Here is a 19,554-nt window from a genome sequence, read left to right as displayed (position 1 = left end):
CCGTGCCGCCGGAACGCAGCGGGCCACTGTGCGGCGGGCCCGCCGGCGTCAGCGCCGTACCGCCGGCCCGGCGAAGGCCGGCCGCTCCAGCGCCTGAGGCACCGTCACTTCTTGCGGCGCCGCCCGCCCTTCGCCTGCTTGCGGCGCTCCGCGCGCGTGAGGCCGTCCGCCTCCGAGCGCACCGGTTCGTCGCTGGGCAGGTCACCCTCGACGATGCCGCCCTCGCCGTCCACGGTCGGTGCGGAGAAGTGCAGCCGGTCGCGCCGCTGCGGGGCATCGAGTCCCTTGGCGCGGATCTCCGGGCGGGCCGCCTGCGCGGCCACCGCCTCCTCCTTCTCCAGGGACGGCTGCGCGTCCTCGACGGGGACCTCCTCGACCTGCTGCTCGACCTGGACCTCCAGGTTGAACAGATAGCCGACGGACTCCTCCTTGATGCCCTCCATCATCGCGGTGAACATGTCGAAGCCCTCGCGCTGGTACTCGACCAGCGGGTCCTTCTGCGCCATCGCGCGCAGGCCGATGCCCTCCTGGAGGTAGTCCATCTCGTAGAGGTGCTCGCGCCACTTGCGGTCCAGGACCGACAGCACGACCCGGCGCTCCAGCTCGCGCATGATCTCGGAGCCGAGCTGCGTCTCACGCTGCTCGTACTGCTCGCGGATGTCGTCCTTGATGGACTCGCCGACGAACTCGGCCGTCAGCCCGGCCCGGTCGCCGGCGGCGTCCTCCAGCTCCTCGATGGTGACCTTCACCGGGTAGAGCTGCTTGAACGCGCCCCACAGCCGGTCCAGGTCCCACTCCTCGGCAAAGCCCTCGGCGGTCTCGGCGGCGACGTACGCGTCGATCGTGTCGTCCATGAAGTGCTGGACCTGCTCGTGCAGGTCCTCGCCCTCCAGGACGCGGCGCCGTTCGCCGTAGATGACCTCGCGCTGCCGGTTGAGGACCTCGTCGTACTTGAGGACGTTCTTCCGGGTCTCGAAGTTCTGCGTCTCGACCTGGGACTGGGCGGACGCGATCGCACGCGTGACCATCTTGTTCTCGATCGGCACGTCGTCCGGGACGTTCGCCATCGACATCACGCGCTCGACCATCTGGGCCTTGAACAGGCGCATCAGGTCGTCGCCCAAGGACAGGTAGAAGCGGGACTCACCGGGGTCGCCCTGACGACCTGAGCGACCGCGCAGCTGGTTGTCGATACGGCGCGACTCGTGCCGCTCGGTACCCAGGACGTAGAGGCCGCCCAGATCCTCGACCTCCTCCTTCTCGGCCTTGACCGCCCGCTCGGCCTTCTCCAAGGCGGCGGGCAGGGCCGCGGCCCACTCCTCGATGTGCTCCTCGGGGTCGAGTCCGCGTTGACGCAGCTCGGCCTCGGCGAGGTCCTCGGGGTTGCCGCCGAGCTTGATGTCCGTACCACGGCCCGCCATGTTGGTGGCCACTGTCACGGCGCCCTTGCGGCCGGCCTGGGCGACGATCACGGCCTCGCGGTCGTGCTGCTTCGCGTTCAGCACCTCGTGCTGGATGCCGCGCTTGCTCAGCTGCTGGGACAGGTACTCGGACTTCTCGACCGACGTGGTGCCGACGAGGATCGGCTGACCCTTGTCGTGCTTCTCGGCGATGTCGTCGACGACCGCCTCGAACTTCGCGACCTCGGTGCGGTAGATGAGGTCCGACTGGTCCTTGCGGATCATCGGCTTGTTGGTCGGGATCGGGACCACGCCGAGCTTGTAGATCTGGTGGAACTCGGCGGCCTCGGTCATCGCCGTACCGGTCATGCCGGAGAGCTTGTTGTAGAGGCGGAAGAAGTTCTGCAGGGTGATCGTCGCGAGCGTCTGGTTCTCGTCCTTGATGTCCACCCCTTCCTTCGCCTCGATCGCCTGGTGCATGCCCTCGTTGTAGCGGCGGCCGGCGAGGATACGGCCGGTGTGCTCGTCGACGATCATGACCTCGCCGTCGAGAACGACGTAGTCCTTGTCCTTCTTGAAGAGTTCCTTGGCCTTGATGGCGTTGTTCAGGTAGCCCACCAGCGGGGTGTTCACCGACTCGTACAGGTTGTCGATGCCCAGCCAGTCCTCGACCTTGGAGACCCCGGACTCGTGGATGGCGACCGTGCGCTTCTTCTCGTCGACCTCGTAGTCGCCGGTCTCCTCGACGCCCTTGAGGGGGTTGCCCGCCTCGCCCTTCTTCAGCCGCGTGACCAGCTTGGCGAAGTCTCCGTACCACTTGGTGGCCTGGTCAGCCGGGCCGGAGATGATCAGCGGCGTACGGGCCTCGTCGACGAGGATGGAGTCGACCTCGTCGACGATGGCGAAGTTGTGGCCGCGCTGGACCAGTTCGTCCTTCGACCACGCCATGTTGTCGCGGAGGTAGTCGAAGCCGAACTCGTTGTTCGTGCCGTAGGTGATGTCGCAGGCGTACTGCTCACGGCGCTGGGCCGGGGTCATGTTGGCGAGGATGCACCCGACGGACAGGCCCAGGAACTTGTGGACGCGGCCCATCATCTCGGAGTCGCGCTCGGCCAGGTAGTCATTGACCGTGACGATGTGGACGCCGTCACCGGACAGCGCGTTCAGATACGCGGGCAGGGTGCCGACGAGCGTCTTGCCCTCACCGGTCTTCATCTCCGCGACATAGCCGAGATGAAGCGCGGCCCCGCCCATCAGCTGCACGTCGTAATGCCGCTGGCCGAGGGCGCGCTTGGCGGCCTCGCGCACGGTGGCGAAGGCCTCGGGCAGCAGGTCGTCGAGGCTCTCGCCATCGGCGTACCGCTGCTTGTACTCGTCGGTGAGGGCCCGCAGCTCGGCGTCGGAGAGGCCGATGAAGTCCTCTTCGATGGAGTTGACCTGGTCCGCGATGCGGTGCAGCTTGCGCAGGATCTTGCCTTCGCCTGCACGCATGATCTTCGAGAGGACGGACACGGGGGTTTGTCTCCTTGCCGGTCGGGCCTGGGACGGTCGGTTGCATACTGAGGGATCGAGCAACGGCCATCGTAAGCGAGGACCCCGCCACGCCGGGAGGTCTGCCGGTGACAGCCACTAGGACAACGGACGGGCATGGCGGAAGGTGCCGCGTCCGCGCCACGAAAAGTAACGGCGCTCTCACACAGAGGTGAGCGATGTCGCCGTCGGCGTGGCGAATCCGCGCGGGGGGTGACGGCGGCACGTCGGGAAAAGTCATGGCGATACGGCGGAGGCACGAGCAGAATCGGGCGATGGACCCCGTCACCCTGACCACTGCACGTCTTGTGCTGCGCACCGTGGGCCGTGAGGACACCGACACGGTGTACGCGGCCGCCCAGGAACCCGACATCCAGCGCTGGACCACGATCCCGTCCCCGTACCTGCGCGAGCACGCGGAGGGGTTCGTCGGCCAGGTGGTGCCCGACGGCTGGGCGGACGACTCGATGTTCACCTTCGGTGTCTTCCTCCCGTCCGGAGAGCTCGTCGGCATGCTCGGCCTGACGATGCGCTCGCTCGGCGTCGCCGAGGTGGGCTTTTGGACGGTGAAGGAACACCGGGGCAACGGCTACACCACGGAGGCGACACTCGCCGTGTCGCGCTGGGCCTTCACCCAGAGGTCGATCGACCGCCTGGAGTGGCGTGCGGAGGTGGGCAACGCGGGCTCCCGGGCGGTCGCACAGCGCGCGGGCTTCACCCTCGAGGGCACGCTGCGCTCCGCGGTCAACAACAAGGGAGTGCGCCGGGACTGCTGGGTGGGCTCGCTCCTGCCGTCGGACCTGGGCCTTCCGTCGACAGCGCCCTATCTGCCGGCGCGCACGTAACGCCGGCGGACGCGCCGCCCGCCCCTCGTTGTCAGTGGCACCCCCTACGGTGTGCCCATGCCGAGTCTGCCGCGTCCCGTCACCGAACTGACCGCCGACGAAGCCCGTCGCATCGCCCTTCGTGCGCAGGGCTTTCTTGGCGCCCCCGACCGCAGGGCCGGCGTCCGGGGAGTCCTCCGCCATCTCGGAGCGGTCCAGCTCGACACCATCTCGGTCCTTGCCCGCTCCCACGAACTCATCCCGTACGCCCGCCTCGGCGCCATAGGCCGCAGGACGGTCGACACGGCGTACTGGACTCCCTCGGCGGACGGCCGGGCCGAGGCCCGGCCCCACGCGTTCGAGTACTGGTCGCACGCCGCGTGCATCCTCCCTGTCGAGGAGTGGCCCCATTTCGCCTTCCGCCGCCGGGCCTACCGCGCCCGTCCGCACTGGAACCACACACTCCCGGACGGGGCCTACGACCAGGTCATCAAACAGCTGCGCACAGAAGGCCCGCTCACGGCCACGGACCTGGGAGGCGCGAAGAGGACCAGCGAGTGGTGGGACTGGTCCGGCACCAAGGTCGCGGTGGAGCGTGCACTGATGTACGGCGAGGTGGTGTGCGTGGAGCGTCGCGGCTGGAAGCGCGTGTACGACCTCGCCGAGCGCGCCGTTCCCGGGACCCTCCTCCACGACCAACTGGACGACGCCGAGTGCCTGCGCCGTCTGGTGCGGCTCGCCGGACAGTCCCTCGGGGTCGGCACGCGCGCGGACATCGCGGACTACCACCGTCTCAAGGGCGAGCAGGTGGACGCGGTGATCGCGGACTCGGGGCTGATCCCGGTGACGGTCGAGGGCTGGGGCAAGCCGGCCTGGGCGGACCCGGCGGCCCTGCAGACCTCGCCGCGCGGCCGCCACCGCACAACCCTCCTGTCCCCCTTCGACTCCCTGATCTGGGAGCGGGCGCGCACGGAGCGGATTTTCGGCTTCACCCACCGCCTGGAGGCGTACGTCCCCAAGCCGAAGCGGGTGCACGGCTACTTCGCGATGCCGGTTCTCGCCGGCGGCCGGTTGGTCGGCCGAGTGGACCCCGCGCGCGAGAGCCGCACGCTGGTCGCCAAACAGGTCACGCTGGACGGTCCCAGGGCGATCCCGGCAGTGGCCCAGGCCCTGCTGGAGGCTGCGACCTGGGTGGACTGCACGAACGTACGCGTGGAACGGGTGGACGCCCCGGCGCTGCGCGAGCCCCTCGTGCGGGAGCTGGCCCGCGCCCTGGACTGACCCCGGTCACCTCCGCACCGCCGGGCACGCCGTAGCGCCACGGGCTTGTGCCGCTAGCGGATTTCGAGGATCTTCTCGCGCATCGCATAGACCACGGCTTCCATCCTGGAGTGCAGCTGAAGCTTCTCCAGGATGTTGCGCACATGGTTCTTCACGGTGTTCTCGGAGATGAACAACTCCTTGGCGATGTCCCGGTTGTTCATTCCGGTGGCGACGAGCTTGAGGACCTCCAGCTCCCGGTCGGTGAGCCGCGGCGCCGGAACCAGCCGGCGCTCGTCGGTCCGCTGGATCATCGACTTGAACTCGGTGAGGAGTTTCGACGCCATGGAGGGGCTGATCTGCGACTGTCCGTCGGCGACCGCGCGGATGGCCGTGGCCACCTCGTCCGTGGAGATCTCCTTGAGGAGGTAACCCGTCGCGCCCGCCTTGATCGCGTCGTAGAGATCGGCCTCTTCGTCGCTGATCGTCAGCATGATGATCTTCGCGCTGGGCGCCACCTCTTTGATGGAGGTGCAGGCCTCGATCCCGCCGCGCCTGGGCATCCGCACATCCATCAGCACGATGTCGGGCAGCAGGTCGGCCGCCTTGTCGACCGCCTCCGCGCCGTCCCCGGCCTCGCCGACGACCTGGATGTCCTCCTCGGCTGCGAGCACGATCTCGAGTCCGCGGCGGAAGAGGGCGTGGTCGTCCACGACGAGGACTCTGATGGGTTCCTTGCGTGGAGAGCCCGCGTCCGGGCCCATGCCGACGACGCCGTCGTAGGCATCACCGTCATGCATCGGTCCGAAGCTGTCCGCCATCGTTCCTCCCCCTGAAGGCTGCGGCCTGTGGTCCTGTGCCGTCGCCAACCCAAGGCAACGGCCCACCGGTTGGGCCGTTGCGCCATGATTCCATGCCCGGGCGACAGTCAGGTGACGAAGCACGGCGCGAAGTGGTCGCACACCGGTGCCCCTGGGGGCGCACGGGCTCACCAGGGGCACCGGTTCAGCCATCGCCCGGCGGGGTCAGCCGCCGAGCGCTCCGCCTACGTCGCTCGACTGCGTCTGGGTCACCATCTGGTCGGTGCTGAGATGGATGACGCCGTAGTCGTACGCACGCCGTCGGTAGACGACGCTGGGTTGCTTGGTCTCGGAGTCGACGAACAGATAGAAATCGTGCCCGACCAGCTCCATTTCGTAGAGCGCCTGGTCGAGCGACATCGGGGAGGCGACGTGGGTCTTCTCGCGGACGACGAGGGGGCCTTCGCCCTGCACTTCGAGCGATCCGATTTTCTTGGTCGGCACGCCTTCCGCCTCCTCCTCGGAGACGACGCTGCCGTTGACGTCGAGCGTTGCGGCGCCCGGGACGTGGTCGGGCACCTCGGCTGCCGTGAGCCTGCGGACCCCCCGGCGGGTGTGGCGCTTGTCGTGCTGCTTGCGCAGCCGGGCCTCGAGCTTCTCCGCCGCCAGGTCGAGTGCGGCGTATGGATCGCTGGCAGCCGCCTCCGCCCGGATCACCGGCCCGCGGCTGCGGAGGGTGATCTCCACTCGGTCGGAACGGTCGGCCTGTCGGGGGTTGGGCTCCTTGGACACCTCGACGTCGAGGCTGATCACCTTGCCATCGAGCTTCTGGATCTTGTCCAGCTTCAGCTTCTCGGCCACGTGCTTCCGGAACCGCTCGGGCACCTCGGTCTTGCGGCCCTTGACGACGATGTCCACGCAGAACTCCGTTCCCGGATCACTCCGCACCCCTGGCGGAGCATCTCCCTTGTGCACCAGGCTCCGGTGAACTCCGGAACCCCGGACTCGGTGACTTCCACCTCCTCCCCCACGAGCGAGATCTCCACCCCCATTCCTACGGGTGATGGAAAAAGCACAGCACGGCATTCGCAATTGCGGGGATGGCCTTGCCTTTCCCTCACAACCGAACATATCTCGCCCGGCGGGATGTCGTCACCCTCTACTGCCGCTTACCTCCGTTCGGACGAAACGACCTGCTCACTAGCTGCAACGACGTAAGTTCGTAATCAGTTCCGGTTGATTTCGAAAGAATCCCGCGAGGCGGCGATCACCGCGGCGTGGATCCCGTCTCCGACGCCGTTCCCAACGGCCATTCCGTACGGCGCCCGGTGCCTGTGGGCCGAGCCCGTCGTCTCCATCGTGCTCCATCGCCCCCTTGCTTCCCCTGCCGCGCGCGAATACACCTCTGCGTCCTCCGTATCCGTGATGCCGAGCGCCTCCCGTACCGCACGCGCGGCCTCCGTCAGCGAGGCACCCGTCGTCATCAAGTCGTCGACAAGGACGACCCTCCCGCCGGTCAGCAGCCCGGCGCCCCCTCCGGCCACCTCCAGAGCGCCCGCGAGATTGACCAGCCGCTGCCGGGAGCTGAGCCCCGACTGGTCGGCCACGGTCCGCCGCTGCCGCAGCACGGCCGCCACCCTCGCCGCCGAACCGGCCCGGCGCAGCTCACCGGCGGCCGCGAACGCGATCCGCCGCACGGGATCATGCCCCCGTGCCCGCACGGACCGGCGCGCAGAGGGTACGGGCACGAGCAGCACGGGCACCCGCTGCCCGTCCGGCCTGGCCACCGCCGAACAGCCGCCCGCCCGCCGGTCCCCGGCACGCGTACGGAGCGCCCCGCTGCCGCCCGTCGGCCACCGCGTCGCGGCCGCGTCCAGCCCTGCCCGCACCGCCCCAGCCAGGGCCGTCCCCAGCGGCCCGGCCAGGGTGAGGACGCCCCGCTCCTTGTGCGCCAGGAGCGTGGCGCGCACGGCATTCCTGTACGGTGCCGCCGCGTGCACCACCGGCAGCCCCGGCGGCTCCGGTACCGGTCGCACCCGGCGCGGTGCGGTCCCGTGGAGGGCTGCGCGGCACTCCGGGCAGAGCACCGTGCGCGGCCGCCCGCAGCCTCCGCACTCGGCCGGCAGCACCAGGTCGGTGAGGTCGTCGATGAGGTCCCGCCACCGCCCCCGCATGCCCACCACTGTGCCAACGCTCGCGGCAGCCTGCCAGCCCTGTGGAAAACCGCCTGTGGACAACGGCAGCGGACACACCGAGCGGCGCGGCGGGCTCGTCTGGGCAGGCCTTCGGGGCCTCACCCGGGCAGCAGGTCCACGAGGCTCATCGCGGGCAGACGAGGCTCATCCCGGGTATACGGGAGCCGTTCCCTTGACCACCTTCTGCCACTGCGCCCCGGCCGACAGCCGCACGATCCCGTCCTCCGAGTACGCCACCAGCGGCAGCCGCTCGTCCTCGGAAGCCGCGATCTGCTTCACGCCCGTGAGCGAGGCAGGCGGATTGCCCGCGGGCGTGGAGCCGTCGACCTGCACGTACCGGATCTGCAGCACTCCGCCGGACTCCTGCCCGACCACCACGAGCCGGCTGGCCCCGGCCCACGACATGGCCGTGACCTTCTCCCACTGCGGAGTCACGGAGTGCGGTTCGAGGATCGACACGACGGGCCGCCCGCCGGCACCGCTCTCCCGCTCCACCCGCCCGATCTGCAGAGACGTCTTGCCCTTCTGCTCCACGATCAGCGCGATCCGCACGCCGTCGGCAGCCACCCGCACCGCGTCGATGCGCCCGTCGAGCTTCGGCGTTCGCACCTCAATCGGCTTGCCCGCACCGTTCCGCAGCATCAGCAGCCTGGGCTGCTTCGGATCACGGTCGGCCACCCACAGATCGCCCCCGCCGTCCCAGCTCGGCGTCGTCAGCCGGTCGTCCGCCGACGTACCGCTGCTCGTCACCGCGCTCCCGAGCGAGGCGCCCGACGCCAGCGACCCCACGTACAGGTGCTTCCCCTCGTCCGAGACCCCGGCCGCGGTGTCCTCGTCACGCGAGACGGCCGCCGCCCGCAACTTGACCCCCTCGCCCAGCGCGCCCGGCACCGGCTCGGGCTCCTTGGTGCCGGTGCCGGGCAGACGCACGAGCCGCTGCTTGCCGTCGATGAAGTACTCGTACTCGGGCTGCTTGACCGTGCCGTGCACGGCGATGCGCTCGGCCCGGTCCTCGTTCAGCTCGCAGAGCTTGCGGCCTCCGGCCCCCTGCAGTTCGACCCGGTTCACGCCGGTGGGCGTCAGGTCCTGAAGCGTGAACAGCAGCTGCGCCGCCATGCTGGTGCACTGCTCCGGCCCGACCCGGTCGGCCCTCTCGTTGAGCGGCACCGCCAGCTTGTTCTGGTCGTCGGGCGACAGCGCGGTGACGTCCTTCCTCAGCGCGGTGCCCGGCGGGAAGCGGGACGTCGCCACGGGGTCCAGCCAGCGCGTGGGGCCCTTCAGCAGTGCGCGGACCACCGACGTCACGGGGTCCACCTTGCTGCGCACGTACACCGGGTCGGCGACGGTGCTCAGCCGCCCGTCCGTCGCGGCGGGCACGTTCGAGGCGTAGTAGTACTTGTTGACCGACACATAGTTGCGCTGGAAGTCGGACTTGCCCATGACCACGCCCTGCGGCAGCGCGTCGATACGCCACTGGTTGGTCTTCTTCACCTTCGTGAGGTGCACCGTCTTGCTGAAGGTCCCCCCGTCCGGCGCGTACGCGTGCTGCGCGTCCACCACGGCGACCATGCTGCCGGTCAGCATGAACGTGTACTCGGCGCCCGCCTCCCGGTTGCCGGAGCGCTCGAGGTCGACATTCGGCCCGTCGGAGAGCACGGTGGTGGACTCGTCCGGGCTCCAGCGGCGCGAGGCACTGTCGGTCAGATACTTTCGCGCCGTCTCGTACTGCGGGTCGTCGCTGGTCAGCGCCTCCAGGAAACCCTGCACGATCTCCGCGGGCCCGGCGTTCTCATGCGGCGGCATCGCGAAGACACGGACCTGCGCGTTCTGCCGGGGCGTGGACTCGACGCCCCGCAGATCCCCGCTGTCCGGCATCGAGGCACACCCGGCCAGCAGTACGGCACCGCAGCCGACGTATGCCACTGTGCGCAGCGCATGCCGTCGGCCTCCCCCCTCAACGCCCACGAAATGCCTCCCCTTGGTCGCGATCGCCAGGCCCCCCACCGCCCTGCGACGGCTCCTGTGTGCTGTCGTCCCGACGCCGTTCGCCCCCACCGGGCCGCGGCACCACGCGCGCGCCATTGCCGGGCAGTGCGGTCGGGTCGGCTGTGGGCGTCACCGCGGCCATCCGCGTCGCGATCGGGCCACGCGGTGTCGGCACCTTGTCGTTCAAGGGCTGCGCGGGCACCATGACGGCCTTGTCGGAGTTGCGCGGCGGCCTGTCGGCATCGTCGGGCCCGCTGTTGCGCCGGGAGTCCATGGGCTCCAGGGGTATCGGCGAGCCCCGCAGCGGCTCGTCCGCGGTCCGCGGCAGTGTCAGCCGGAACTGCGAACCGCCGCCCGGCTCGCCCCACGCCTGTAGCCAGCCCCCGTGCAGCCGCGCGTCCTCCAAAGCGATGGACAGCCCAAGCCCCGTGCCACCGGTGGTACGCGCGCGTGCCGGGTCCGCCCGCCAGAAGCGGCTGAACACCCGGGTCGCCTCGCCGGGCTTGAGCCCCACGCCGTAGTCGCGCACCGCCACCGCGACCGCGCCCCCCGCCGCGGCGAGTTTGACGGTGACGTCCTTGCCCTCACCGTGCTCGACCGCATTGACGATGAGGTTGCGCAGCACCCGCTCGACACGCCGGGCATCGGCCTCGGCCACGACAGGCTGCTGATCGCCGACGACACGTATCCGCGTTCCCTTGCGTTCGGCGAGCGGCTCGGCCCCGCTGACGACCCGCCGCACCACCTCGCGCAGATCGATCGGCTCGGCCTCCAGCGCCGCCGCGCCCGCGTCGAAGCGGCTGATCTCCAGCAGGTCCGCGAGCAGCGACTCGAACCGGTCCAGCTGGTCGGCGAGCAGCTCGGCGGACCGCGCGGTCACCGGATCGAAGTCCGCGCGCGCCTCATGGATGACATCGGCCGCCATCCGCACGGTCGTCAGCGGCGTGCGCAGCTCGTGCGAGACGTCCGACACGAAGCGTCGCTGCATGCGCGACAGCTCCTCCAGTTGCTGGATCTTCAACTGCAGGTTCTGCGCCATCTTGTTGAAGGCCTCGCCCAGGCGCGCGATGTCGTCCTCGCCGGTGACCTTCATACGCTCCTGCAGCCGCCCGGCAGACAGCCGTTCCGCGATGCCCGCGGCCATCCGTACGGGGGTGACGACCTGGCGCACCACGAGCCAGGCGATGGCCCCGAGGAGTACGACGACGAAGAGCCCGGCGGTCGCCAGCGTCCCCTTGACCAGGCTGAGCGACTTCTCCTCCTGGGTCAGCGGGAAGAGGTAGTACAGCTGGTACGGGTCCCCATTGGGGTCGTTGATCTGCTTGCCGATGATGAGCGCCGGCTGCGGAGCACGGCCCCCGTCGGTGTAGACGATGCGGGTGTAGCTCTGGGCCACGCCCATACCCGATTCGACGCGCTTACGCAGAGCCTCGGGCACGCTCTGGCTCGGGTCCACACCGCCCGATGCGCGTGGGCCGAGGCCTCGGTTGTCGTTGTCCGCAGCCGCGGTGCTGAGCGTGACCACGTCGAAGGCGCCCTGGCCGCCGCTGGAGAGCGACTCGACGAGGTCGCTCATCCATCCGCTGACGTTCTGCACGGGGTTGTTGCCCGTACCCGAGGCGTCGTCCCCGCCGCTCGCGCTCGCTGCGTTGTCGGCCTTCTGCCCAGCGACCGTGAAGCCGCCGACGGCCTGGCTCTGCGACGCCCTCACCTTGGCGTCCAGCAGACCGTTGCGCACCTGCCCGATGACGACGAAGCCGAGCAGCAGCACCACGCCGAGCGACATCAGCAAGGTCGTGACGACGATCCTGAGCTGGATGTTGCGCCGCCACAACCGCACCACAGGCAGCAGCGGACGACGCACCCAGCGCATGAGGAGTCTGAGGACCGGGCTGCCCTGGACTCCGCCCTGGATCAGCCCGCCCTCGATGAACCGTTCCCACCCGGAGCCCGTCCGCCGTCCGACAGGCCGCCCCGGACGGGCCACCGGCCGACCGGACTCCGAAGCGGCACTGTCCCGGGACATGTCAGCTCGGTCCGGCCTTGTAACCGACGCCTCGGACGGTCACCACGATCTCCGGCCGCTCCGGATCCTTCTCGACCTTGGAGCGCAGCCGCTGGACGTGCACGTTGACGAGACGCGTGTCCGCCGCATGGCGGTAGCCCCAGACCTGCTCCAACAGGACCTCGCGGGTGAACACCTGCCACGGCTTGCGCGCCAGCGCCACCAGGAGGTCGAACTCCAGCGGCGTCAGCGCGATCGACTGCCCGTCCCGCTTCACGGAGTGACCGGCCACGTCGATGACGAGGTCGCCGATGGCAAGTTGCTCAGGCGCGGGCTCCTCCGACCTCCGCAGCCGCGCCCGGATACGGGCCACGAGCTCCTTCGGCTTGAAGGGCTTCACGATGTAGTCATCCGCACCCGACTCCAGGCCAACCACCACGTCCACGGTGTCGCTCTTGGCCGTGAGCATCACGATCGGCACGCCGGACTCCGCCCTGATCAGACGGCACACCTCGATACCGTCCCGCCCGGGCAGCATCAGGTCGAGCAGTACCAGGTCGGGCTTGGCCTCACGGAAGGCGGCCAGCGCCCTGTCACCGTCGGCTACGAAAGACGGCTCAAAACCTTCACCACGCAGCACGATGCCGAGCATCTCGGCCAGTGCGGTGTCGTCGTCGACGACAAGGACTCGTCCCTTCATAAACGACATCATCCCATTAGCTAAATCGTTACCTGGCGTGACCTGTCACACAGCACGGCGAGAGCCTCAGCCGTCACGGGCGATACGACGCCCTCCTCGGTGACGATCGCCGTCACCAGCTCGGGCGGCGTCACGTCGAACGCCGGGTTGTACGCCTGGGTCCCCAGGGGTGCCACCGGTATCCCACCTCCCGCTCCCGCCACCGGCACCCGAGGCGTGGTGATCTCCGTCACCTCATGGCCGGACCGCTGCTCAACCTCGATGGACGCCCCGTCCGGCGTGTCCGGATCCACTGTCGTCATCGGCGCCACCACGACGAACGGCACATGGTGGTACCTGGCCAGCACCGCGAGCGGATAGCTCCCCACCTTGTTCGCCACCGAACCATCGGCCGCGATCCGGTCCGCCCCGATCAGTACCGCGTCCACCTCCCCGGCCGCGAAGAGCGAACCCGCCGCATTGTCCGTGAGCAAGGTGTACGCCATCCCGTTGCCGGCCGCCTCGTACGCCGTCAAGCGAGCACCCTGCAGCAACGGCCGCGTCTCGTCCACCCACAGCCTGCGCAACCGCCCCGCCCGGTGAGCCTCCAGCACCACCGCGAAAGCCGTGCCCTCCCCGCCGGACACCAGCGCACCGGTGTTGCAGTGCGTCAGCACCCGGTAACCGCTGCCCGGCAGCAGTTCGTCCAGCAGCGCCAGGCCATGCTGCGCCATCCGCGCGCTGGCCCCAGCGTCCTCCCGGTGCAGCGCCCGGGCGGCGGCGAACGCCGCCTCCGCAGCCTGCCGCTGCTCGCCTCCGGCGGCGAACGCGGCCCGGTACGCGGTCAGGGCCCTGCGCACGCCTACGGCGACGTTCACCGCGGTGGGCCGAGCACCCTCCAGCGCAGCGGCGGCCTCGTCCACATCAAAGCCGCGTGCGGCGGCGAGCGCGACGCCGTACGCCCCGGCGATCCCGAGCAGCGGTGCCCCGCGCACGGCGAGGGTGCGGATCGCGTCCACCAGCGCGGGCGCATCCACGCATACGACCTCGACCTCCTCGGCCGGCAGCCTCCGCTGGTCGAGGAGGACCAGCACGGGACCTTCGGGCCGCTCGTCCCAACGGACAGCGGGTATCCCCGGCGACCTGTTGTCCTCGCCGGATTGCGCGCACTGATCAACCATGCGGTCAGTCTGCCCCGTACGGGGCAGACCATGGCAGTCATACCGGCTGCACCACCCCCAGTCCCCTCGTGGGTGCCGCGTGGCACGATGGCTGCCAACTCGCCGCCGCAACCGCGGACGGGCACCGTGAAGGAGCGACAATGAAAGACACTCCGGGCTGGGCGTCGCCCGGATCTGCCCCCTCCGACGGCCAGCAGCCGGAGTCCTTCGGCGCGCAGCCCCCGGAGCAGCCCTCCGAGCAGAGTGGTGCCCATCAGCCGCAGCCGCCTACGCAGTGGTCCCCGGAGCAGCCCCCGCCAGGGCAGTGGAGCGCTCCCGCTCCTCAGGGCCCCGGCCAGGCGCCGCCACCGCCTCCGCCCGGCCCGGGCTGGGGCGGCCCTCCTCCGCCTGGCCCCGGCGGCTGGGGCGGCGGCTGGGGCGGTCCTGGCGGCGGCTGGGGCGGCCATTGGGGTCCGCCACCCGCCGCCAAGCCCGGTGTGATCCCGCTGCGCCCGCTCGGTGTCGGCGAGATCCTCGACGGCGCTGTCTCCACCATGCGTACGTACTGGCGCACAGTCCTTGGCATCTCCCTGACCGTCGCGGTCGTCACGGAGGTCGCCGTCGTCCTCCTCCGACGCCTCGTCCTGGACAACAGCGCCACCACGGTCAGCCTCAACGACCCCAACGCCTCCGCCTCCGAGCTGGGCCACGCTCTGGGCGTCACGATGCTGAGCTCCGGTGCCGTCTTCCTGATCACCCTGCTCGGCAGCATCGCCGCAACGGCCCTGCTCACGACAGTCACCAGCCGGGCAGTACTCGGCAAGTCGGTGACCACGACCGAGGCCTGGCGGGACGCCCGCCCGCAGCTCGCGAGGCTGCTCGGGCTGACGCTTCTGCTGCCGCTCATGGCCCTGGCGATCATCGCCGTGGGGACACTTCCCGGCATACTCATCGCCGCGGCCGGCACGACCGCAGCGGGTGACTCGCTGATCGCCCTCGGCGTCCTCGGCGCCAGTGTCGTGGCTCTGTGGATCATGATCCGCTTCTCGCTCGCCTCGCCCGCGCTGATGCTGGAGAAGCAGAGCATCCGCAAGTCGCTGAGCCGCTCCGCGAAGCTGGTGCGCGGCTCGTGGTGGCGGGTCTTCGGTATCCAGTTGCTCGCTCAGTTCATCGCGTTCATCATGGCGTCGATCATCGTGATCCCCTTCGCCTTCCTCGCTGGCGTGCTCAGCGGCGACAGCATCGGTGACCTCGCCAACGGCGGCGCCAGCAGCCTCGGTTGGACGTTCCTCATCGTCAGCGGGATCGGCTCGGTGATCGGCAGCATGCTCACCTTCCCGATCACCGCCGGAGTGACCGTGTTGCTCTACATCGACCAGCGCATCCGCCGCGAGGCCCTCGACCTCGACCTGACCCGGGCCGCCGGCATCCAGGGCCACGGTCCTCACGCCCCCGCTGCGGGGGGCTGATGCGGTGAGCCTGACGGGGGGAATGCTGAGCGTCGTGCCGATGCTGTGGCACTCGGACGACGCGCCACCGGTGACGGTCCCACGCGACCCCGCGCGGGAGGCGGCCCGGCGTGAGCTGTCCAAGCAGATGTACCACGAGCACGATCCCAGCTTGCTGCAGCGCGCCCTGAACGCCGTCTGGGACTGGGTCGACGGGCTCTTCGGCGCGGCCTCGACCGTGACGCCCGGCGGCTCGGTCGGTCTCCTCGTCATCTTGCTGGCGGTCCTGGCGATCGCCGGCGCCCTGTGGTGGCGGCTGGGCACCCCGCACCGCACCCCCACGTCGTCGGCCTCGCTCTTCGACGACCGCCCCCGCAGCGCGGCCGAGCACCGGGCCGCCGCCGAGGCGTATGCCGCGCAGGGCCACTGGAACCAGGCCGTCCAGGCACGCATGCGTGCCGTGGTCCGCTCCCTGGAGGAACGCGCCCTCCTCGATGTACGCCCCGGCCGCACTGCCGACGAGGCCGCCTCCGAAGCGGGCTCCACGCTCCCGGACCACGCCACCCGACTGCGCGCCGCCGCCCGGGACTTCGACGATGTCACATACGGCGGCCGGGCCGCCGACGAGGCTACGTACCGCCGCCAGGCCACCCTCGACGACGACCTGGAACGCACCAGGCCCCAACTCGCCGACAGCCCCCACAACGCCCGCCAGGGAGCCGCCGGATGACCGCCGGGGCCACGCTTCCGTCCACCTCGGCCTCGCCCACCGCCCGCCATGTGTGGACCCGCGCGCGCGGTGTGCTGATCGCCGTCGTGTTCCTCCTGTTCGGCGCCCTCACGATCGCCGTACTTCGCTCCGACGCCCAGCACGGCCGGCTCGACCCACGCTCCGCCGACCCCTACGGCAGCCGCGCCGTCACCACACTCCTCGCCGACCGGGGCGTGTCCACGCGCGTGGTCACCACCATCGACGAGGCGCGTACCGCCGTCGGCCCCGACACCACCCTCCTGATCGCCGCCCCCGATCTGCTGACGCGCCATCAGCAGACCTTGGTGCGCGAGGTCACGCGGAACTCCGGCGGCCGGACGATCCTGGTCGCCCCCGAGACCTCCGTCGGCACCCTGGCCCCCGGAATCGCGGCGGACCCCGCCGGCAGTTTCGACTCGGTGCTGGACCCTGACTGTGAGCTGCCCGCCGCCCAAAAAGCGGGCGCCGCCGACACGGGCGGCGTCCGGTACCTCACCACAGGCGTCCAGGCCGACACGTGCTACCCCAGCAACGGCCTGCCCACCCTGGTGCACCTCCCGGCCTCTTCCGGCGGCGACACCGTCGTGCTCGGTGCTCCCGACATCCTGTACAACGACCGCCTCGACGAGCAGGGCAACGCCTCGCTCGCCCTCCAACTGCTCGGTTCCCGCTCCCATCTGGTCTGGTACCTCCCCTCGCTCTCCGACGCCCCAGCCACCGACTCGCACAACCGGAGCTTCTTCGACCTGCTCCCCTCGGGCTGGCTCTGGGGCACGCTGCAGCTCTTCATCGCGGCGGCCCTGGCCGCCCTGTGGCGGGGACGCCGACTCGGCCCCCTCGTATCCGAAAGACTCCCCGTCGCGATCCGCGCTTCCGAAACCGTCGAAGGCCGCGCCCGCCTCTACCGCAAAACCGGCGCCCGCGACCGCGCGGCCGCCGCCCTGCGCTCCACCACCCGCACTCGCCTCGCACCCCTCGTGGGCATCCCGGCCGCCCAGGCGCACGCCCCCGAGGCCCTGCTCCCCGCACTGTCCGCCCACCTCCACGGCGACGGCCAGTTGCTGCACTCCCTCCTCTTCGGCCCGCCGCCCGGCAACGACGCGGCCCTGATCACCCTCGCCGACCAACTCGACGCCTTCGGAAGAGAGGTACGCCGTCCATGATGGACCCGACCACTGACAACGCCGGGCACACCCGGGACCCGGGCACTGCCCGCGCCTCCCTGGAGGCCCTGCGCGCCGAGATCGCCAAAGCCGTGGTCGGCCAGGATCCCGCCGTGACCGGACTCGTCGTCGCCCTCCTCTGCCGCGGGCATGTTCTCCTCGAAGGAGTCCCCGGCGTCGCCAAGACGCTACTCGTCCGCGCACTCGCCTCGTCGCTCGACCTCGACACCAAGCGCGTCCAGTTCACGCCGGACCTGATGCCCAGTGATGTCACGGGGTCCCTCGTCTACGACGCCCGGACCGCCGAATTCTCCTTCCAGCCCGGCCCGGTCTTCACCAACCTTCTCCTCGCGGACGAAATCAACCGCACTCCGCCCAAGACCCAGTCGTCCCTCCTGGAAGCCATGGAGGAACGCCAGGTCACGATCGACGGCACCCCGCGCCCTCTCCCCGAGCCGTTCCTGGTGGCGGCGACGCAGAACCCAGTCGAGTACGAAGGCACCTACCCCCTCCCTGAGGCCCAACTGGACCGCTTTCTACTCAAACTGACGATCCCTCTTCCCTCCCGCCAGGACGAGATCGATGTCCTCACCCGTCATGCCGAGGGCTTCGACCCGCGCGACCTGCGCGCCGCAGGCGTACGCCCCGTAGCGAACGCGGCCGGCCTGGAGGCCGCCCGCACCGCCGTCGCCAAAACAACGGTCTCCCCCGACATCACCGCCTATGTTGTGGACATCTGCCGCGCCACCCGCGAATCCCCTTCCCTCGCCCTCGGCGTCTCGCCCCGCGGGGCAACGGCCCTCCTCTCCACGTCCCGTGCCTGGGCCTGGCTGACGGGCCGTGACTACGTCATCCCCGACGACGTGAAGGCGCTGGCGCTCCCGACGCTCCGTCACCGGGTCCAGCTCCGACCGGAGGCGGAGATGGAGGGTGTGACCACCGACTCGGTCATCACCGCGATCCTCACCCACGTCCCGGTTCCCCGCTGATGGCGCTCACCGGACGCGCCGCCCTGCTGGCGGCTCTCGGCAGCCTCCCGGTCGGTATCTGGGAACCCAGCTGGACGGGCATCTTCGCTGTCAACGGCCCGCTCGCTCTGGCGTGTGCCTGTGATTTCGCGCTGGCCGCACCCGTACGCCGCCTGGGCCTGACCCGTTCCGGCGACACATCGGTACGCCTGGGTGAATCAGCCGACGTGACGCTCACTGTCACCAACCCCTCCGGCCGTCCCCTGCGCGCCCGCCTCCGGGATGCCTGGCCTCCGAGCAGCTGGCAGCCCGGCACCGAAGTCGCCGCGTCCCGCCACCACCTGACGGCCCCTCCTGGCGAGCGCAGCCGCATCACGACCCGGCTGCGCCCCACCCGCCGAGGCGACCGCCATGCGGACCGCGTCACGATCCGCTCGTACGGACCGCTAGGCCTCTTCTCCCGCCAAGGCACTCACACTGTGCCGTGGACGGTGCGAGTCCTGCCTGCGTTCACCAGCCGCAAGCACCTCCCCTCGAAACTGGCCCGCCTCCGCGAACTCGACGGTCGTACCAGTGCGTTGACACGTGGTGAGGGAACGGAGTTCGACAGCCTGCGCGAGTACGTCCCAGGAGACGACACCCGTTCCATCGACTGGCGGGCGACGGCACGCCGGTACTCGGTCGCGCTACGCACCTGGCGTCCGGAACGCGATCGCCACATCCTGCTGGTCCTGGACACCGGCCGGACCTCCGCAGGACGGGTCGGCGACGCGCCACGCCTGGATGCGTCCATGGACGCATCGCTTCTGCTGGCCGCGCTGGCCTCCCGGGCCGGCGACCGTGTGGACCTGCTTGCCTACGATCGCCGGGTCCGCGCTCTGGTCCAGGGCCGTGCAGCCCGCGAGGTCCTGCCGTCACTGGTCGACGCGATGGCAACGCTGGAACCGGAACTGATCGAATCGGATGCACGAGGTCTCGCCGCCACCGCACTCCGCACAGCCCCGCGGCACTCCTTGATCGTCCTGCTGAGCACGCTCGACGCGGCCCCCGTCGAAGAGGGGCTCCTTCCGGTGCTGTCGCGCCTCACCCGGCGTCATGCGGTGCTGCTGGCCTCCGTGGCGGACCCGTACATCGCCCGCATGGCCACGGCTCGGGGCAATACTGATGCGGTGTACGAGGCAGCGGCCGCGGCCCAGGCCCAGGCAGAACGCGATCGCACGGCCGAGCAATTGCGCCGGCGGGGCGTGACGGTCGTGGACGCGACACCGGAAGATCTGGCGCCGGCGCTTGCCGACGCGTACCTGGCGCTGAAGGCGACGGGCCGTCTCTGAGTCCGGGGGGAACCGGAGGTACCCCGTAAATGCAGAAAACCCCGCACCATGAGG

Annotated in this window: 15 protein-coding genes; 7 read left to right on the top strand and 8 right to left on the bottom strand. The window is 70.3% G+C overall.

What is annotated here, in order from left to right:
• Positions 1 to 104 precede the first annotated feature (104 nt).
• On the bottom strand, positions 105 to 2,912 hold the full coding sequence (gene secA, locus BIV24_RS25375; protein ID WP_071368758.1) for a preprotein translocase subunit SecA: 2,808 nt from the start codon (positions 2,910 to 2,912) through the stop codon (positions 105 to 107).
• Between the two features lie 293 nt (positions 2,913 to 3,205).
• On the opposite strand from secA, the gene BIV24_RS25370 reads away from it, so the two are divergent.
• Positions 3,206 to 3,775: a GNAT family N-acetyltransferase gene (locus BIV24_RS25370; protein ID WP_071368757.1), complete on the top strand. Its 570-nt coding sequence runs from the start codon at positions 3,206 to 3,208 to the stop codon at positions 3,773 to 3,775.
• Between the two features lie 57 nt (positions 3,776 to 3,832).
• Complete coding sequence (locus BIV24_RS25365) at positions 3,833 to 5,035, top strand: winged helix-turn-helix domain-containing protein (RefSeq protein WP_071368756.1); 1,203 nt, start codon at positions 3,833 to 3,835, stop codon at positions 5,033 to 5,035.
• 53 nt (positions 5,036 to 5,088) lie between these two features.
• Here the strand turns inward: BIV24_RS25365 and BIV24_RS25360 are convergent, their stop codons facing one another.
• The 7 genes from BIV24_RS25360 to mtnA all read right to left on the bottom strand — a co-directional run bounded on the left by BIV24_RS25360 (position 5,089) and on the right by mtnA (position 13,860).
• Complete coding sequence (locus BIV24_RS25360) at positions 5,089 to 5,835, bottom strand: response regulator (protein ID WP_071368755.1); 747 nt, start codon at positions 5,833 to 5,835, stop codon at positions 5,089 to 5,091.
• Between the two features lie 204 nt (positions 5,836 to 6,039).
• Entirely contained in the window at positions 6,040 to 6,732 is a 693-nt protein-coding gene (gene hpf / locus BIV24_RS25355) for a ribosome hibernation-promoting factor, HPF/YfiA family (RefSeq protein WP_071368754.1), read from the bottom strand.
• Between the two features lie 308 nt (positions 6,733 to 7,040).
• Positions 7,041 to 7,988, bottom strand: a complete 948-nt coding sequence (locus BIV24_RS25350; RefSeq protein WP_071368783.1) for a ComF family protein — start codon at positions 7,986 to 7,988, stop codon at positions 7,041 to 7,043.
• A 165-nt stretch (positions 7,989 to 8,153) separates the two neighbouring features.
• Positions 8,154 to 9,974, bottom strand: coding sequence for an LpqB family beta-propeller domain-containing protein (locus tag BIV24_RS25345; RefSeq protein ID WP_071368782.1), 1,821 nt, complete (start codon positions 9,972 to 9,974; stop codon positions 8,154 to 8,156).
• The gene (gene mtrB / locus BIV24_RS25340; RefSeq protein ID WP_071368753.1) at positions 9,964 to 12,021 is read right to left on the bottom strand and encodes an MtrAB system histidine kinase MtrB; all 2,058 of its coding nucleotides are present in this window, start codon (positions 12,019 to 12,021) and stop codon (positions 9,964 to 9,966) included. The genes BIV24_RS25345 and mtrB overlap by 11 nt, the downstream gene beginning before the upstream one ends.
• A 1-nt stretch (position 12,022) precedes the next feature.
• On the bottom strand, positions 12,023 to 12,712 hold the full coding sequence (gene mtrA / locus BIV24_RS25335; RefSeq protein WP_218149337.1) for a two-component system response regulator MtrA: 690 nt from the start codon (positions 12,710 to 12,712) through the stop codon (positions 12,023 to 12,025).
• 8 nt (positions 12,713 to 12,720) lie between these two features.
• Positions 12,721 to 13,860 carry an S-methyl-5-thioribose-1-phosphate isomerase gene (gene mtnA, locus BIV24_RS25330; RefSeq protein ID WP_071368751.1) on the bottom strand — a complete coding sequence of 380 codons (1,140 nt, stop codon included), beginning with the start codon at positions 13,858 to 13,860 and terminating at the stop codon, positions 12,721 to 12,723.
• Between the two features lie 140 nt (positions 13,861 to 14,000).
• Here mtnA and BIV24_RS25325 point away from each other — a divergent pair, with 140 nt between their 5' ends.
• The 5 genes from BIV24_RS25325 to BIV24_RS25305 are packed head-to-tail and all read left to right on the top strand — an operon-like array spanning position 14,001 to position 19,500.
• Positions 14,001 to 15,308 (top strand): DUF7847 domain-containing protein, encoded by a 1,308-nt coding sequence (locus tag BIV24_RS25325; RefSeq protein ID WP_071368750.1) that lies wholly within the window; start codon positions 14,001 to 14,003, stop codon positions 15,306 to 15,308.
• Positions 15,309 to 15,348: 40 nt separating this feature from the next.
• Entirely contained in the window at positions 15,349 to 16,017 is a 669-nt protein-coding gene (locus BIV24_RS25320) for a DUF4129 domain-containing protein (protein ID WP_245766942.1), read from the top strand.
• Positions 16,014 to 17,201 (top strand): DUF4350 domain-containing protein, encoded by a 1,188-nt coding sequence (locus tag BIV24_RS25315; protein ID WP_071368748.1) that lies wholly within the window; start codon positions 16,014 to 16,016, stop codon positions 17,199 to 17,201. Before BIV24_RS25320 ends, BIV24_RS25315 begins: the two co-directional genes overlap by 4 nt.
• Positions 17,201 to 18,190 (top strand): AAA family ATPase, encoded by a 990-nt coding sequence (locus BIV24_RS25310; RefSeq protein ID WP_107459706.1) that lies wholly within the window; start codon positions 17,201 to 17,203, stop codon positions 18,188 to 18,190. The genes BIV24_RS25315 and BIV24_RS25310 overlap by 1 nt, the downstream gene beginning before the upstream one ends.
• Complete coding sequence (locus tag BIV24_RS25305; protein ID WP_071368746.1) at positions 18,190 to 19,500, top strand: DUF58 domain-containing protein; 1,311 nt, start codon at positions 18,190 to 18,192, stop codon at positions 19,498 to 19,500. The genes BIV24_RS25310 and BIV24_RS25305 overlap by 1 nt, the downstream gene beginning before the upstream one ends.
• Positions 19,501 to 19,554 lie beyond the last annotated feature (54 nt).

The sequence above is a fragment of the Streptomyces colonosanans genome (genome assembly GCF_001866645.1).
GTDB classification, from domain to species: Bacteria; Actinomycetota; Actinomycetes; order Streptomycetales; family Streptomycetaceae; genus Streptomyces; species Streptomyces colonosanans.
This window is presented reverse-complemented; position numbering and strand designations above follow the sequence as displayed.